General features: G+C 59.0%; 12 protein-coding genes. 1 reads left to right on the top strand and 11 read right to left on the bottom strand.

What is annotated here, in order from left to right; genetic code table 11:
- Position 1 precedes the first annotated feature (1 nt).
- On the top strand, positions 2-1,270 hold the full coding sequence (otnK, locus tag AB6T85_RS02755; protein WP_369894739.1) for a 3-oxo-tetronate kinase: 1,269 nt from the start codon (positions 2-4) through the stop codon (positions 1,268-1,270).
- 152 nt (positions 1,271-1,422) lie between these two features.
- On the opposite strand, the gene AB6T85_RS02750 is transcribed toward otnK, so the two are convergent.
- The 11 genes from AB6T85_RS02750 to AB6T85_RS02700 form a co-directional block, all read right to left on the bottom strand.
- Positions 1,423-2,316, bottom strand: coding sequence for an SDR family oxidoreductase (locus AB6T85_RS02750; protein ID WP_253454237.1), 894 nt, complete (start codon positions 2,314-2,316; stop codon positions 1,423-1,425).
- Positions 2,317-3,409: 1,093 nt separating this feature from the next.
- Complete coding sequence (locus tag AB6T85_RS02745) at positions 3,410-3,643, bottom strand: hypothetical protein (protein WP_253454235.1); 234 nt, start codon at positions 3,641-3,643, stop codon at positions 3,410-3,412.
- Positions 3,644-3,663: 20 nt separating this feature from the next.
- Positions 3,664-4,347 carry an ATP-dependent Clp protease proteolytic subunit gene (locus AB6T85_RS02740; RefSeq protein ID WP_369894738.1) on the bottom strand — a complete coding sequence of 228 codons (684 nt, stop codon included), beginning with the start codon at positions 4,345-4,347 and terminating at the stop codon, positions 3,664-3,666.
- 131 nt (positions 4,348-4,478) lie between these two features.
- On the bottom strand, positions 4,479-5,156 hold the full coding sequence (gene kdpE / locus AB6T85_RS02735; protein WP_253454232.1) for a two-component system response regulator KdpE: 678 nt from the start codon (positions 5,154-5,156) through the stop codon (positions 4,479-4,481).
- Positions 5,153-7,816 carry a two-component system sensor histidine kinase KdpD gene (gene kdpD / locus AB6T85_RS02730; RefSeq protein ID WP_369894737.1) on the bottom strand — a complete coding sequence of 888 codons (2,664 nt, stop codon included), beginning with the start codon at positions 7,814-7,816 and terminating at the stop codon, positions 5,153-5,155. The genes kdpE and kdpD overlap by 4 nt, the downstream gene beginning before the upstream one ends.
- Positions 7,817-7,825: 9 nt before the next feature.
- Positions 7,826-8,401: a potassium-transporting ATPase subunit KdpC gene (gene kdpC / locus AB6T85_RS02725; protein WP_301250849.1), complete on the bottom strand. Its 576-nt coding sequence runs from the start codon at positions 8,399-8,401 to the stop codon at positions 7,826-7,828.
- Between the two features lie 10 nt (positions 8,402-8,411).
- Positions 8,412-10,445 (bottom strand): potassium-transporting ATPase subunit KdpB, encoded by a 2,034-nt coding sequence (gene kdpB / locus AB6T85_RS02720; RefSeq protein ID WP_253454226.1) that lies wholly within the window; start codon positions 10,443-10,445, stop codon positions 8,412-8,414.
- Positions 10,442-12,124, bottom strand: coding sequence for a potassium-transporting ATPase subunit KdpA (kdpA, locus tag AB6T85_RS02715; RefSeq protein WP_369894736.1), 1,683 nt, complete (start codon positions 12,122-12,124; stop codon positions 10,442-10,444). The genes kdpB and kdpA overlap by 4 nt, the downstream gene beginning before the upstream one ends.
- Positions 12,124-12,213: a K(+)-transporting ATPase subunit F gene (kdpF, locus tag AB6T85_RS02710; RefSeq protein WP_125287524.1), complete on the bottom strand. Its 90-nt coding sequence runs from the start codon at positions 12,211-12,213 to the stop codon at positions 12,124-12,126. Before kdpF ends, kdpA begins: the two co-directional genes overlap by 1 nt.
- Before the next feature lie 133 nt (positions 12,214-12,346).
- The gene (locus AB6T85_RS02705; protein WP_369894735.1) at positions 12,347-14,308 is read right to left on the bottom strand and encodes a methyl-accepting chemotaxis protein; all 1,962 of its coding nucleotides are present in this window, start codon (positions 14,306-14,308) and stop codon (positions 12,347-12,349) included.
- Between the two features lie 89 nt (positions 14,309-14,397).
- Complete coding sequence (locus AB6T85_RS02700) at positions 14,398-15,936, bottom strand: methyl-accepting chemotaxis protein (protein WP_369894734.1); 1,539 nt, start codon at positions 15,934-15,936, stop codon at positions 14,398-14,400.
- Positions 15,937-16,313 lie beyond the last annotated feature (377 nt).

The raw sequence follows: 16,313 nt of genomic DNA, 5'->3' as shown, positions 1-16,313 counted from the left end.
GATGCTAATCGGCGTAATTGCAGATGATTTTACCGGCGCCAGCGATATCGCGGTAACGCTGGCGAAAGGGCTGGTCGGCGAGGGCGGACTTAACACCACGCAGTATTCCGGCGTACCGACGATGCCCGCCGACGCGGATGTAGAAGCGGGCGTGGTGGCGTTAAAAAGCCGCTCCGTTGCCGCCAACGAGGCCGTGGAGCAGTCGCTGGCGGCCTGTCGCTGGCTGCTGGATCAGGGTTGCGAACAGATCGTTTTCAAATATTGCTCTACTTTCGATTCTACGGATAGCGGCAACATCGGGCCGGTAACGGACGCGCTGGCGGCGCTGCTGGAAGTCCGCAGCGTGGTAATGTGCCCGGCTTTCCCGGCGCTGGGACGTACGGTTTATCAGGGGCATCTTTTTGTACAGGATAAGCTGCTGAACGAGTCCGGCATGGAGCATCATCCGCTGACGCCGATGACGGATGCGGATCTGCGGCGCGTGCTGCGGCGGCAAAGCGTCAACCCGGTTGCACATATTGCGTGGCAGACCGTAGTGCAGGGCAGCCAGGTTTTACAGCAGGCTATCAACGAGCCGCAGACGCGCACCCTACTGATTGTGGACGCGATTAGCGAGCACGATCTGACTACCCTCGGCCGCGCCTGCCAGGGCGCGAAACTCGTTACGGGCGGATCGGGGATTGCGCTGGCCTTGCCGCATAATTTCATCGCTCAGGGGCGGGCAAAAGGGAAACAGGCGCAGGCTCCCCTTATCGACGGGCCGGAAGCTATCCTGGTCGGCAGCTGTTCCGGCGCGACGCGTTTACAGATAGCCGAACATCAGAAAAACCATCCTGTAATGATGATTGAGGTCAAAGACGTGCTGAGCGGCGAAACGGGACCGGCGCAGCTGGTGGCCTTTATCACCGAGCATCAGGGCCGCGCGCCGTTGGTCTATTCCTCCGGCGATCCCGAGGCCGTAAAACGCGTGCAGGAGCAGTATGGTCGCGAGCGGGTAGCGGCCGCGCTGGACAGCCTGTTCGGCGTAACCGCGCAGCAGCTGGTGGCGGCCGGCACGCGACGGATTGTGGCCGGCGGCGGCGAGACGTCCGGGGCGGTGGTCAGTGCATTAGGGCTGGGCGCGCTGACTATCGGCGCAGAAATAGATACCGGCGTTCCGTCGATGGTGTCGCGCGGCAGGCAGCCTGTAGCGCTGGCGCTGAAGTCGGGTAATTTTGGCGGCAGAGACTTCTTTGCCCGAGCCGTCGATGCGCTGCGGGGCGATGATTAGAGACAGATTTGCTATGTAAATATTGGCGGATGATTCTGGCGCTGGCGAAGAGGCCGATGGCGATATCTGTACGGGGGCCGTAGCTGGCCTAATCAGCGGTCGCCACGCACAAAAAAGCCGCCCGCAGGCGGCCATTATATCAGCTGTGACTATTACAGCGTGCCGGTACCGCCGTCGGAGCACCAGACCTGGCCGGACGTGTAGCTGGTTTCCGTTGAGGCCAGCGTCACGTAAAGCGGGGCGATCTCCGCAGGCTGTCCCGGACGGCCCAGCGGCGCGCTGCCGCCAAACTGCTTCACTTTTTCCTGCGGCTGACCGCCGCTGGACTGCAACGGCGTCCAGTATGGACCAGGCGCAACCGCATTAACGCGGATGCCTTCTTCGCCCAGCTGCTGCGCCAGCGCTTTGGTAAAGGCGGCGATAGAAGCTTTGGTCTGCGCATAGTCCAGCAGGATAGCGCTTGGGCTATAGGCCTGCACGGAAGAGGTGTTAATGATGGCGCCACCGCGTGGAATATGATCCACCGCCGCTTTGGTGATCCAGAACATGGCGTAGACGTTGGTTTTGAACGTCGCATCAAAATCTTCGGTGCTCAGCGTGCGGATAGACTCGTTATACTGCTGGCGTCCGGCATTGTTCACCAGAATATCCAGGCCGCCCAGCTGGCTTACCGCGTCGCTGACCAGCTTTTTACAAAACTCTTCGGAACGAATATCGCCCGGCAGTGCAACCGCTTTACGGCCTTCCGCCTCGATAAGCTTAATTACTTCCGCCGCGTCGGATTCTTCTTCTGGCAGGTAACCGATGGCCACGTCTGCGCCTTCACGGGCATAGGCAATAGCAACGGCGCGACCGATACCGGAATCACCGCCGGTAATAAGCGCTTTACGTCCCTGCAAACGGCCAGAGCCGCGATAGGTTTTTTCACCGTGATCGGGTTGTGGGATCATTTTGCTGGCAAGGCCTGGCGCCTGCTGAGGCTGTTCCGGGAATGGCGGGGTCGGATAGTCAACGGTCAGCAAGGACTTTTTAGTTTGTTCGCTCATGATGTACTCCTTCATCGGTGTTGATTCGAAAACATAAGCCTGGCACAAACGTGATGGTTGTCACGTTCAGCTGTAAAAATAATGGTAGAGGCGTGCGATTTTCGGGTTTGATTAAGAGGGGTTACGACAGTAAGTCATCTTTTTTGGTAAGGCATGATGTTGTATGAATTAAAAACAAAATTTTATTTTTAATTGCATTGAAATCTGCGGGGATGGGTTGTCAGGCCCGTTGTCAGAAGTACGCCTGCTGTCAAATGAGAGAATTATCCTTTAATAAAATTTATCATTGTATGTTTAATTTTACTTCATCTCCTCAGCTGAATATTGGAGTAAAGTAGGTGAATTCAGGTGCGTTTATTTTTCCTTTGATTTTTACAAATATCGCAGGGAAACCGAATGCTTTATCCTGCCATTTGCCATCATTAAGATTACGGTCGCTGTTGCGCTAATGCGGCTGGTATTTTTTCTGACCAATCTACAGCGGCCGGTAAAGCTACGGAGGATTATCCTTGCAGCTACGCCTTCCGTGCTGGTGGTTACTATTTTTATTTTATTACACGCCAGGGGTCAATCTAATATTATATTTTACTGAACAATGTTAGCTGTGGCGGGTGAGTTTTTTTGTAGGATGGTAATTTTTTAATTTGATGTGCATATATATTATTTCATCGTGCTGAATATAAAATTACCGATAGCGTCGCTGGATATTCGGAATCATTGGCTATAGTTGCGCTGAGTTTTCAAAATTAAAGTATTTACATGCAGGCAAGAGCAGGGTGCAATATGTAACGCCAACGGTGAATGGCCCATCCAACGCCAGCCATCGGGCCAGCGTCAATAACCCGTGCAACGAAAACGAATAAGCCACTGGCAGCAGTCTGGCCAATAAAAACGCACAGGCCAATGAAAATACTCCGCTCAGCGTCAGCCTGTTCAATGGTAACAGGCAAGCCAGCGACGCTGCGGCCAGTGTCCCTGAAATGCTCTGACGACCTGTGGCGCAGCGTAAGCTGATGACCTGCCCAAAAATGAAATTGCCGATATAAGCGTCAAAAAGCGAGCAAAACCAGCACGACCTGTGCTTCTTTTGCTGCTAAAAACCATGCCTGTTTTTTTGACTACGGGGTACAACCGGGCCGGGTGCTTCACGCCAGTCCGGGTTTTCACCCGACATAATCGCGCCACGCTGTTGTTTAGTCGGTTTCGCCAGTGGTGAAGGCATAGTCGGTGCAGACGAGGGGTTTACCCCGTCAGGATTTAAGTTTTCGATGGCGCAGCCAGAAATAAAAAGAGTAACCAGTGTCAACGATATTAATAGCTTTCTCATTTACCATTCCCTGTTTAATTTTACGCTTTGTCATCAGTGACGATTACAGAAATATCGGCCTGAGCCAGTCCTTCGCTTATGCCTTCCGCCATTTTGCGCTCGATCGCCTGGCCGGCATTCAGTAGCAGCCTTGTAGATTCACTGGCCAGCAAAGAAGCGATTTCATCGTCGTTTAAATTGGTACATTGACGATAAATTTGCTCAAAAATAACATTGCCCTTGTTGCTTAACTGTTTTAACGATGCCAGCTCGTCAGGCTTGATATACTGGCGATTCAGGTTTTCTACCGCAGCCGGATGTAACAGGAAAGTCGCTAAAGGCATAGTCAGCCTTTTTTTTGCTGCGCAATACATCATCGTAGCCGAAGAAGCGGTCATCGAAATATTAACGGCCGTAATGGGAATGGCCGCATTTTTTATCGCCTGATAAAGCAGGTAGCCGCTGTCCATATCACCGCCATAGCTGTTGATATATAGTGTAATCTCTTTCAGCCCTGGCGAGGCGTAATGCAGCTTGTCCAGCGCGTCGATAAACTCCAGCGATTTCTTTGCCGTAATATCGCCGTTAAAAATAATGCGGGCGGATTTAAATTTTGCGGGCCTGATATCGGTGCGCTGGGTCACAGAAAGTGCCGCGTCGGCCGGAAGCATAAAAGCAGCCAGCCATCCGGCGAGGGTAACCGCCGTAGTAAATATCTTTTTCATCATTATCCTTAACAATGCATAACATCATTTAAGCGAATTGCTTTTGCAGGCTAACCTTCCTACGGATAATAAACTGTGAGGCAGGGCGGATATTAATTTTCCGCCGCATAAAGGAATGTAACAAATTATGCTCAGAGCATAAATCGGTAGCCGACGCCGGTTTCCGTGCGCAGATGGCGAGGCCGGGCCGGATCTTCTTCCAGCTTCTGCCGAAGGTGGCCCATATAGATGCGCAGATAGTGACTGTGCTCCGAGGCGTTAGGCCCCCAAACCTGTACCAGCAGCTGCCGCTGCGTCATCACCTTGCCGTGATTGTTAAGCAGTACGGCAAGTAGCCTGAATTCGGTTGGCGTCAGATGGAGTTCCTCGCCCGCGCGCGTAATGCGCCTTGCTGCCAGGTCGACCTGCACATCGGAAAAGGCGAAAACCGGATCGCTTTGCGTATCGTGCGTCGTACGGCGCAGCGCTACCCGCAGGCGCGCCTCCAGCTCGCCGATGCCGAAAGGCTTGGTAAGATAGTCATCGGCTCCCGCATCCAGCGCGGCAATTTTATCTTCCTCTTCGCTGCGGGCGGACAGCACAATTACCGGCTTCTGACTCCACTGGCGGAACTCTTTAAGAAAGGTCAGGCCGTCGCCGTCCGGCAGCCCTAAATCCAGGATCACCAGATCCGGTTTGCGGGTAGCGGCCTCCAGCAGGCCGCGCTGTAGCGTGCCGGCATCGAAGACGCGCAGGGCGCTGCCTTCCAGCGCGATGCGCAGAAAGCGGCTTATCTCTTTTTCATCTTCAATAATCAGTACGGTTGTCACAGCGCTTCACCTGTTTCTGCTATGTCCGGCAGCGGCGCCTGCGGCAGGCTAATTCTGAAGCTCGCGCCGCCCTGCGGACGTTGATGGGCGGTAATCACGCCGTTATGCACCTCGACGATCGCCTGACAGATTGCCAGACCCAGCCCCACGCCGGGAATGGCCGATTCCCGATCGCCACGAGTGAATTTAGCAAAAAGCGCCTGCTCCTGACCAGCGGGCAAGCCGGGGCCGCTGTCCCAGACTTCGATCGTCAGCTCGCCCGGACGCGTCTGCGCCCTGATGCCGATTTGCGCCGCTGCGCCTGCATATTTCATGGCGTTTTCCAGCAGGTTGATCAGCACCCGTTCAAACAGCGGGCCGTCAACGTGAACCAGTGCCAGCGGATCGGCCATCTCCAGCGTAACGGGCTGCCTGCCGCCCGGATCCAGCGTCGCCAGCGCGCTGCCGATTACCTCTTCCAGCGTCAGCCATTCACGCTTCAGATGAAAGCCGCCGGTCTGTAGACGGGCCATATCCAGCAGATTATTCACCAGCCGCGTCAGCCGCAGCACATGCTGGCGGATTTCGCTTGCCTGGCGAGCCTGAGGCAGCCTGGCCGAGGCCAGATCCAGCGTCAGGATCTCCACCTGGCCGAAAAGCACGGTAAGCGGCGTGCGCAGATCGTGAGAAAGGGCGGCCAGCAGCGAATGGCGCAGCTGCTCACGCTCGCCGATTACGCGCGCCTGCTCTTCGCTGGCCGTCAGCTGTAAACGCTCCAGCGCGCTGGCGGTCAGTAGCAGCACCGTTTCCAGCAGCTGCTGCTGTTCAGGCAGCGCGGGCGGCGTTTGCTGCGCGATTACCATCACGCCAAGACTTTTCTCTGCGGCGCGCAGCGGCAGGATCTGATAAGGCACGCCGGGCAGCGTATCGGTTCCGGCGCCCGCCGGTTCACCCTGCACGAAACTCCAGCGGGCAATGCCTTCGTCCCAGCTCATTACGTTTGGTGCGGGCAGCTGCCGCACCAGCCTGTCGTTTTCGTCAGGCAGCAGCAGCGCGCTGTCGGCATGAAAAATAGTATAAACGGCGTGCTGGCTTGCCGCCGCTACTTCCTGCGCGCTGCGGGCCTTCGCCAGCGTGCTGGAAAGGGCGTAAAGCTGGCCGGTGCGTCTTTCACGATAGCGAGCAATGCGCGCCTGATAGCGCACGCCCGCCGTCAGGTTGCCAACCAGCAGCCCGACACTGAGCATCACGCCAAAGGTTAACAGATATTGCGCATCAGAAACCGCCAGCGTACCGCGCGGCGCGACAAAAAAGAGATCGAAGCTGACAACGTTGATTATTGTGGCGAACACCGAGGGCCAGCGTCCGGCCTGGAGCGCCACTACCACTACGCCCAGCAGATAGAGCATCACCAGGTTGGCGGGATCGAAAGCCAGCAGCCAGTGGCTGGCGATAAAGGTAATCAGCGCGCAGAGCGCCGTGGCGAGCAGACAGCCGCGTATGCCCTGACGCCAGCGTCGAGCCTGTCTTTGCGGCGGCGCGGCGGCGGCTGGCCTGTCGCCGGGCGCAACGATCACCAGGTCGAGTTCTGGCGCGCGGGCGGCAAGGCGATCGGCCAGCGAAGACGAGCGGAACAGATGACGACCCCTGCCGCGTCCCAGCACCACTTTGCCCAGATCGTGATCGCGAGCGTAGCGCGCAATCGCCTTATCCGCAGAGGCGTCGGCCAATACGGCGCTTTCCGCACCGAGCTGACGCGCCAGCCGCAGCGAAGCCAGCGCGGTGCGGCGCTGCTGCTGCGTCAGCCGCAGCCAGCCAGGCGTTTCCACGCAGACCGCGTGCCATTCGCTGCCCAGCCTGGCCGCCAGCCGCGCGGCGGTGCGCACCAGCTTTTCGCTGCCTTCGTCGTAGCCCACGCAAAGCAGCACCGCATCCCGCGTGTGCCACACTTTGTCCCGCCCGCGCCCGTCCCGCCAGGCCTGCATCTGGTTATCTACCCGATCGGCGGTGCGCCGCAGCGCCAGCTCGCGTAAAGCAATCAGGTTGCCCTTGCGGAAAAAGTGCTCGGCCGCCCGGTCAGCGCGGTCGCCGGTATACACCTTGCCCTGTTTAAGGCGCAGCAGCAGATCGTCCGGCGGCAAATCCACCAGGATTATCTCATCGGCGGCGTCGAAAAACGGGTCGGGCAGCGTCTCGCGCACCTGAATGCCGGTAACGCCGTTGACCACGTCGTTCAGGCTTTCCAGATGCTGCACGTTGACGGTGGTCAGCACGTCGATCCCGGCCGCCAGCAGCTCTTTCACATCCTGCCAGCGTTTGGGATGACGGGAGCCGGGCGCGTTACTGTGCGCCAGCTCGTCAATCAAAATCACGGCGGGATGACGCGCAAGCGCGGCGTCCAGATCGAACTCTTCAACCTGACGGCCCCGATGCTGGCGCTGCTGCGGCGGCAGGCGCGGCAGGCCCTGCAGCAGCGCCGCCGTCTCCTGCCTGCCGTGCGTTTCCACCACGCCTATCAGCACGTCCAGCTGGCGCGCATGCAGCCGCCGCGCCTCCTGAAGCATCGCCCAGGTTTTGCCTACGCCCGCGCAGGCGCCGAAGAAAATTTTCAGTTTCCCGCGCGGCCGCTCGCGGGTCTGTTGCAGTAAGCGATCGGGATCGGGGCGAAGCATATCGGCCATGCCGGTTCCTTATTTTGTGCGGAGCGCATCCAGAGCAAGATTCAGTTCGGGCACGTTAACATACGGCTGGCCGCTGAAGCTGAACAGCGGATAGCGGGTGTGCGCGGCGATAAGGCGGCTAATCGTTTCGGGCGACAGCTGGCGCGCTTTCGCCACGCGCGGCGTCTGCCAGCGCGCCGCCTCCGGTGAGATGCCGTTATCCAGTCCGCTGGCGGAGGCGGTCAGCAGATCGACCGGCACCCGACCGCTGGCGTCCGGGTTTTCTGCGCGGGCAGCCGCCAGCCGATCGGCAAACAGCTTATCCAGCGCGGGATTGCCGGGCGCGAGGTTGCTGCCGCCGCTCGCCAGCGGATTATAAGGGGTTTCCGCCGTCGCCGACGGTCGTCCCTGAAAATATTTTGCCTGGCTGAACGCCTGGCCCAGCAGCCGTGAGCCGCGAACCTCGCCGTCAAGCAACAGCAGCGAGCCGCCCGCCTGCTGCGGAAAGAGCCACTGGCCCAGCAGGGTGGTGACCATCGGGTAAACGCCGCCGGTCAGCAGCAGTAAAAAAGCCATCATAAAAAGCGCGGGACGCAGTTGCGACACGGTAAACCTCCTACAGCTGAAGAAGCAAATCGATAAGTTTGATGCCGATAAACGGCAGAGCCAGCCCGCCCAGGCCATACAGCCCCAGGTTGCGGCGCAGCAGCGCGGCGGCGCTGAGCGGCTTATAGCTGACGCCGCGCAGGGCCAGCGGGATCAGGAAGATAATGATCAGTGCGTTAAAGATCACCGCGCTTAAAATGGCCGACGAAGGCGAATGCAGATGCATCACGTTCAGCGCGCCGAACTGCGGGTAGCTGGCCGCAAACGCCGCCGGGATAATGGCAAAGTATTTCGCCACGTCGTTGGCGAGGCTGAAGGTAGTCAGCGAGCCGCGCGTCATCAGCATCTGTTTGCCGATATGCACGACCTCAATCAGCTTGGTCGGGCTGGAATCCAGATCCACCATGTTGCCCGCCTCTTTCGCCGCCTGGGTGCCGGAGTTCATCGCCACCGCCACGTCGGCCTGCGCCAGCGCGGGCGCGTCGTTGGTGCCGTCGCCGGTCATCGCCACCAGTCTGCCCTCGGCCTGATACTGGCGGATCAGCGCCAGCTTCGCTTCCGGCGTCGCTTCGGCAAGAAAGTCGTCCACGCCCGCCTCAGCGGCGATAGCGGCGGCGGTCAGCGGGTTATCGCCGGTGATCATCACGGTGCGGATGCCCATTTTGCGTAACTCGCCGAAGCGCTCTTTGATGCCGCCTTTAACGATATCCCGCAGCGCGATCACGCCCAGCACCTCAAGGTTTTCCGCCACTACCAGCGGCGTGCCGCCCTGGCGCGCGACTTCGTTGACCTTTTCATCCATCTCCGCCGGGAACTGACCGCCGCTGGCGACCACATGGCGACGGATCGCGTCGGCCGAGCCTTTGCGAATGCTGCGTTCCGGCAGGTTAATACCGCTCATTCGCGTCTGGGCGGTAAAGGGGATAAACGTCGCCTGTAGCTGCTGCAAATCGCGTTCACGCAGGTTAAAACGCTGCTTGGCGAGCACCACGATGCTGCGGCCTTCCGGCGTTTCATCGGCCAGCGAAGCCAGCTGCGCCGCATCCGCCAGCCGCTGCTCCGCAATGCCGCTGGCGGGCAGAAAGTCGGAAGCCTGACGGTTGCCGAGCGTAATAGTGCCGGTTTTGTCCAGCAGCAGGATATCGACGTCGCCCGCTGCCTCTACGGCGCGGCCGCTGGTGGCGATCACGTTGGCCGCCAGCATTCGGCTCATCCCGGCAACGCCAATGGCGGAGAGCAGGCCGCCGATGGTGGTGGGGATCAGGCAGACCAGCAGCGCAATCAGCACGGTTACGCTGACCGGCGTGCCGCTCCAGGCCGAGAAGGGCCAAAGGGTAGCGGTCGCCAGCAGAAAGACCAGCGTCAGCGCAATCAGCAGAATGGTCAGCGCGACCTCGTTAGGCGTTTTGCGGCGGCTGGCGCCTTCGACCATGGCGATCATGCTGTCGAGAAAGGTTTCGCCGGGATTGGCGGTACAGCGGATCACCAGCCAGTCGGAAAGCAGACGGGTGCCGCCGGTGACCGAAGCGAAATCGCCGCCCGACTCACGGATAACCGGCGCCGACTCGCCGGTAATGGCGCTTTCATCCACCGACGCGCCGCCCTCGATAACTTCGCCATCGCAGGGGATGATATCGCCCGCGCTGGCCAGCACGATGTCGCCTTTGCGCAGTTCGCTGGCGGCGATTTTTTCCGTTGGCGCATCGTGGCGGGCCTCTTTCAGCCGCAGAGCAAAAGCGGTTTTCTGCACGCTTTTCAGGCTGCTGGCCTGCGCCTTGCTACGGCCTTCCGCCAGCGCCTCGGCAAAACAGGCGAACAGCACGGTAAACCAGAGCCACAGGCTGACGGCGGCGGTAAATCTGGCGTCGCCCGCCAGGCCGCAGGCCATCGCTATCGCCAGCAGCGTGGTCAGCACGCTGCCGATCCAGACCACAAACATCACCGGATTGCGCCACTGAGCCTGCGGCGACAGTTTTTTCACCGCGTCAACCAGCGCCTGGCGCAGCAGCGAAGGCTCAAACAGAGCCAATTGTTTACGGTTCATCGGGTACGCTCCATGTGCATCAGGTGGTCCGCTATCGGGCCGGAAGCCAGAGCGGGGATAAAGGTAAGCGCGCCGGTCAGCAGCACGGTGCCGATCAGCAGGCCGACAAACAGCGGGCCGTGCGTGGGCAGGGTGCCGCTGCTGACCGGCTGGATTTTTTTAGCTACCAGCGATCCGGCAATGGCCATGACCGGCACAATCACCATAAAGCGGCCCGCCAACATGCAGAAGGCCAGCAGCAGGTTCCAGAACGGCGTATTGGCTGACAGACCGGCAAAGGCGCTGCCGTTGTTGTTGGCGGCGGACGAAAGGGCGTAAAGCACTTCGCTGAAGCCGTGCGCGTCGGGGTTCAGCATCGCCGCGCGTCCGGCGTCGCTCATCATCGCCAGCGCGCTGCCGAGCAGTACCAGCGCGGGCGTTACCAGGATCGCCAGCGCCGTCATTTTCATTTCGCGCACGTCGATCTTTTTGCCCAGGTATTCCGGCGTGCGGCCAATCATCAGCCCGGCGATAAACACCGCCAGCAGCACGAACAGCAGCATGCCGTAAAGCCCCGAACCCACGCCGCCGAAGATTACTTCGCCAATCTGCATCAGCCACATCGGGATCATGCCGCCCAGCGCGGTGAAAGAGTCGTGCATGGCGTTGACCGCGCCGCATGAGGCCGCCGTGGTGACCACCGCATACAGGCCGCTTGCCAACACGCCGAAACGGCTCTCTTTACCTTCCAGGTTGGTTCCGTCAACGCCCAGCGCCCGCAGCGTCGGGTTGCCCTGTAGCTCCGCCCAGAACATCGCGCTGGCGCAAAGCACAAAAATCAGCGTCATCGCCGCCAGGATCACCCGTCCCTGACGGGCGTCGCCGACCGCTTCGCCAAAGGCGAAACAGAGCGCCGCCGGGATCAGGAAAATAGCCAGCATCTGCGCAAAATTGCTGATATCGGTAGGGTTTTCAAACGGATGTGCCGAGTTGGCGTTAAAGAAACCGCCGCCGTTGGTGCCCAGCAGCTTGATCGCTTCCTGCGAGGCGACCGGCCCCATCGGCAGCAGCTGCTTCGCGCCTTCAAGGCTGGTGAAAGGCAGATAGGCGGAGAAGCTTTGCACCACGCCCTGTTGGATCAGCAGCAGCGCAAACAGCAGCGAAAGCGGCAGCAGCAGCCAGAGGACGATACGGCCGAGATCCTGCCAGGCGTTGCCCAACGTGGCCGAGGAGCGACGTGCAAACGCACGGATTAGAGCGAAAGCGACGGCCAGGCCGCTGGCGGCCGAGAGAAAGTTTTGCACCGTCAGCCCGGCCATCTGGCTGAAATAGCTCAGCGACGATTCGCCAGCGTAAGCCTGCCAGTCGGTATTGGTAACAAAAGAGACGGCGGTGTTTAACGCCAAATCCCAGCTCAGGCCGGGAAAATGCTGCGGATTTAAAGGCAGCGAGCCTTGTAACAGCAGGATCGCCAGCAGCAGGGCAAAGCCCATCGCATTAAACAGCAATATAGCCAGCAGATAGGTTTGCCAGCGCATTTCACCGCGCAGACCGGCCAGGCGCCAGAGGGCGGTTTCAACACCGCCGACAAAAGGTAAGGGACGGGGATCGATCAGGCGGGCTATCAGCCGACCCAGCGGCCAGGCCAGCAGCAGCAGCGCCGCCAGATAGCTCGCTATTAACAATGCGGAAGCCGCCATCAGAAGGCCTCCGCGTTAATCAGGGCATAAATCAGATAGCCCAGCAACAAAGCTACCAGCAGCACGCCGGTTATTACTGCAACACTCACGGTTCACCTCATTAAGAGAGTCATTTCGCCATGAGTGTAAAAAGTGGGCCGCAAAGATTTTGCAAAAATGCGGCGGGAAAATATAAAAAAAGTATAAAAATGCGCGAGGCCGCAGCGGGCCTCGCGCACAGGATCAGGAACGCACCAGTTCCTGGAGCACCGTCAGCTGCGCCACCGCTTTATGCATGGCGTCCAGGCCGTCGGCAGCGTTTTTCAGTCGGTCGATATTTTCGACCATCCCGCTGCGCTCGGCGCTGTTTTGCTCGCTGAGGCTGGCGATCTGCCCACGTGCCGCGTGGCTTTTTTGCGCCATATCTTCCGTGGTGGCAACGGTTTTAGAAGCCGTCTTTTTAATCCGCGCGATGGTCGCTACCGTCTCGTTGATGCTTTCACGCGTGGCGTCGGCCTGTTCTTTAGAAGAGCGGGCCAGGCGGCGTACCTCTTCTGCTACCACGGCAAAGCCGCGACCGGCCGATCCGGCGCGGGCGGCTTCCACCGCCGCATTCAGCGCCAGCAGGTTGGTCTGGTCGGCAATGGTGCTGATGCCGCTGGTGATTTGCGTAATGCCCTGTGAAATTCTTTCCAGCTCGCCGATTTCAAGGCCCAGCTCATCCTGCGCCTGCAGCGTGACGGTTGCCGCCTCGCCGATCTCGCCGATATTCACGCCAGCCACATCCAGCGCTGCGCTCTGGCGGCTGGTGGCTTTTTCCAGCAGCGGGAAAGTTTGTACTACCGGCCCGATCTGCTGCTGATAGTCGATCACTTTATCAATAACGTCCGTTTGCAGCGTGTGCAGCGCTTCCCAACGACGCAGCGAGCGCTGGGCATAGTGGCCAGCGTAGTCGGCATATTCAATCGGGAAGCGGCTCATGGCTTTGACGTCGCGATCGAAAAAGGCGAGGGCGGACAGCGTCTGGTTGATCGGCACGCCGAATATTTCGCCAAAGCTGGAGAAGCCAGCGGCCGGCACGCCGTCGAACAGCTCCGCCGCAGGCAGGCTTTCCGGGTTGTTAAGGCGGCGCAGCAGGCAGTCGTTCAGCAGCAGTCCGGCCGGTTTGCCATGCGTGGCGACGAATCTGTCCCAGTCCTTACGCGTGGCGGAAACGAAATCGCCCGCCTCCAGCAGATAAAGACGGTCGCCAAACTCCAGATCGCAGAAGAACGTCAGGCTTTCCGCGTCGATTTTCGCTACGGAGCGAATAAAGTACTCATCCGCCACCTTCACGCCGAACGTTTTGCCCTTCAGCTTTTGCTCCAGCTGCTCAGGCTTACAGTGCAGCGCGTCGGCCAGCACTTTTACCGCAGGCTGCTGGCGACCCGTTGCGTCAAACAGCGAACTTACGGTGCGCGCGACGGGATCGGCTTCCGCCACCAGCCAGCTTTGCTGCGTGGGCTGAAAGTTCTGGCTTTTAAACGGCGCAAAGGATTTCCCTTTCGCCATGCGGCAGAACACGATCACCGCTTTGTTTTGCAGCAGCTGGCCGCTGGTGGCCATCCAGGTGTTCTGAAAATCGGTGCGGCCGCCCGCCGAGCCGCCGATAGCCAGGCAGGGGAAGCGTCCGCTGTCATACCAGGCCTGCATCATAAAGCCTTCGGCAGAGGAGAGGCCGTCGCAGTAGATCATCGCGAAGGTTTCTTCGGCAGAGAGCGACATATTGACCTGAAGGCGATCAAGCTGGGCGCGAATGCTGTCGATACGATCGGCAACGGTAGCGCCGCGTGGCACCTGCAGATCGATAGTGTGCACCTCATGACGGGCGACCGTCTGCTCGGGCAGCCACAGCCAGCTGCCCTGAGGGCCGTTGGTGGCACAGTAGGCGGAGCGGCCTTTCTGCGCGCACAGCGCGCCGGTAGAGGAGATAGCGAAGACGGTACGGCCCGGCGCGCTCATCTTTTGCCACGCGTCGTTCACGCGGGCGAAATCGGCTTCCGGCGGTACAAAGACCATCAGCAGGCCTTTGCCGCCGCCGGTACCCAGGCTGCCGAAAGCGGTCGGCAGGGCGCGACAGTCATAAGTGTTGCTGACCGGACGACCGGCCAGCGGATTAAGTTTTTTTGGAATCAGTGCGTTCCAGAATGCAGATAATTTTGCCATGGTGTTCTCATAAAAGTAGAGCGCCTGCGTGGGCGCATTAATGCTTATTGTTATAGTGAAACCCCGGCGGGATGCCGGGGGTAAGAAAATTACGCGTCGGACAGGCGGAAGGTAGAAACGGAGTGGTTAAGGAAGTGCACCTGCTCTTCCAGCGAGGCGGAAGCCGCTGCCGACTCCTGCACCAGCGCGGAGTTCTGCTGGGTCACGCTGTCCATCTCGGTTACCGCCTGTTCAATCTGGCTGATGCCGCGGCTCTGCTCGTCAGACGCGGTCGAGATATGATCCATCAGTACATCGACCTGGCTGACCGAGGCGATAATCGCGCCGATAGCGTCGCCGGTACGGCTGACCTGATCGGAACCGGCTTTGATATTGGCGACCGATTCGGCAATCAGGCTTTCAATCTCTTTTGCCGCTACCGCGCTGCGCTGCGCCAGGTTGCGAACTTCGCCCGCCACGACCGCGAAGCCGCGTCCCTGTTCACCCGCGCGCGCCGCTTCCACCGCGGCGTTCAGCGCCAGGATATTGGTCTGGAAAGCGATGCTGTTAATCACGCCGGTAATGTCTTCAATCTTCTTCGAGCTGCTGTTGATTTTGCCCATGGTGACGATGACTTCCTGCGAGACTTTTTCGCCGGTTTTCGCGTTCTTCACCGCTTCGCTGGTCAGACGGCTGGCTTCAAAGACGTTTTCGGTATTCTGTTTCACCGTGGCGCCCAGCTCTTCCATGCTGGCGGCGGTCTGCGTCAGCGCGGCGGCCTGCTGCTCGGTACGCGAAGCCAGGTCGACGTTACCGGCGGCGATTTCCTGCGAGGCGTGCGACACGGTTTGCGTGGAGTTACGCACCTGGCTGATGATATCGGTCAGCGAGCGGCGCATCTGCTCCATGGTGCCCATCAGATCCTGTATTTCGCTGCGGGAAGAGGCCACCACCGGCACCGGCGTATCCAGGATACCCTGAGCAATCTGGCTGCAATGCGCTTTGGCGCTGTCCAGCGGGCTAAGCACGTAGCGCTTCAGGAACATCAACACGCCTGCGATAACAACCAGGAACAGCACGCCGAAGGCGACAATCAGGCCGATACCAAAGGTGAAGTGATCCTGCGCATCGCTGTTCAGGCGCTTCGCGTACTGCTCGTGCAGCGCAAGCACTTTGTCCAGCACCACTTCGTACTGGTGATCCAGGCTGATGACGGTTGGCAGCTGCGCCTTAAAGCGCGCCTGGTCATTGGTTTTAGCCGCGTCCAGCAGCGGGTCGATACCCTGACGGCGGTAAGTTTCATAGGTGGTGCGATACTCATCGGCCAGGCTGGCTTCGCCATCCAGCTTCGGCGCGGCCAGATAGGCCTGGAAAGCCTTGTCCGCTTTGCCCAGCACTTCATTCAGCCCGCTAATCGTCTGCAGGCCGCCGCTGTTTTCCATCGTTTTCATATATTCCATCAGGCGCACGCGCAGGGTACGGCTGTGGTTAATAGGATCGATAATAGACAGCACTACACGGATCTCTCTATTCACCGCATCCAGCGACGTATTGCTGCGGGTCAGCAGCCAGACGTTAGCGATCATGCTGGTGAAAAAAATGATAAACAGGAACAGCAGAACCAAAAGCGACGATCTTTTCAGGGACATCTGATTAGCCTTAAAGGAAATAGGATGCTTTCTGTATCGGCAAATTGCGGTAAAGATTTAGTTTTATGGCCGGTGGGGTAGAGGAATATGTCGGCTATTATGCAAATCAAGGATTTATATATGCGTGACGCTGTAACGCAAGGCTTTCGTATTCGTAGGGGGGCATCTATAGCCTTCAAAAAGCAGGGTTATTACAGGACAACATTAAAAGTAGTGCTAATGCTGTTCGTTACGTTGTCACCTTTCAGGTTTGGATGCAATGCTATATTCACAGCCATCTGTTACGTTGTCACAAAAAAGGAACAGGCATCCAGGCGCTACGCAACACCAACGGTTTACCCTTTCTTCTCTTCCACTCTTTCAGGGCCACGGTTAGT

The organism is Erwinia aeris, from assembly GCF_041224955.1.
In the GTDB taxonomy this organism is placed as follows: domain Bacteria; phylum Pseudomonadota; class Gammaproteobacteria; order Enterobacterales; family Enterobacteriaceae; genus Erwinia; species Erwinia aeris.
This window is presented reverse-complemented; position numbering and strand designations above follow the sequence as displayed.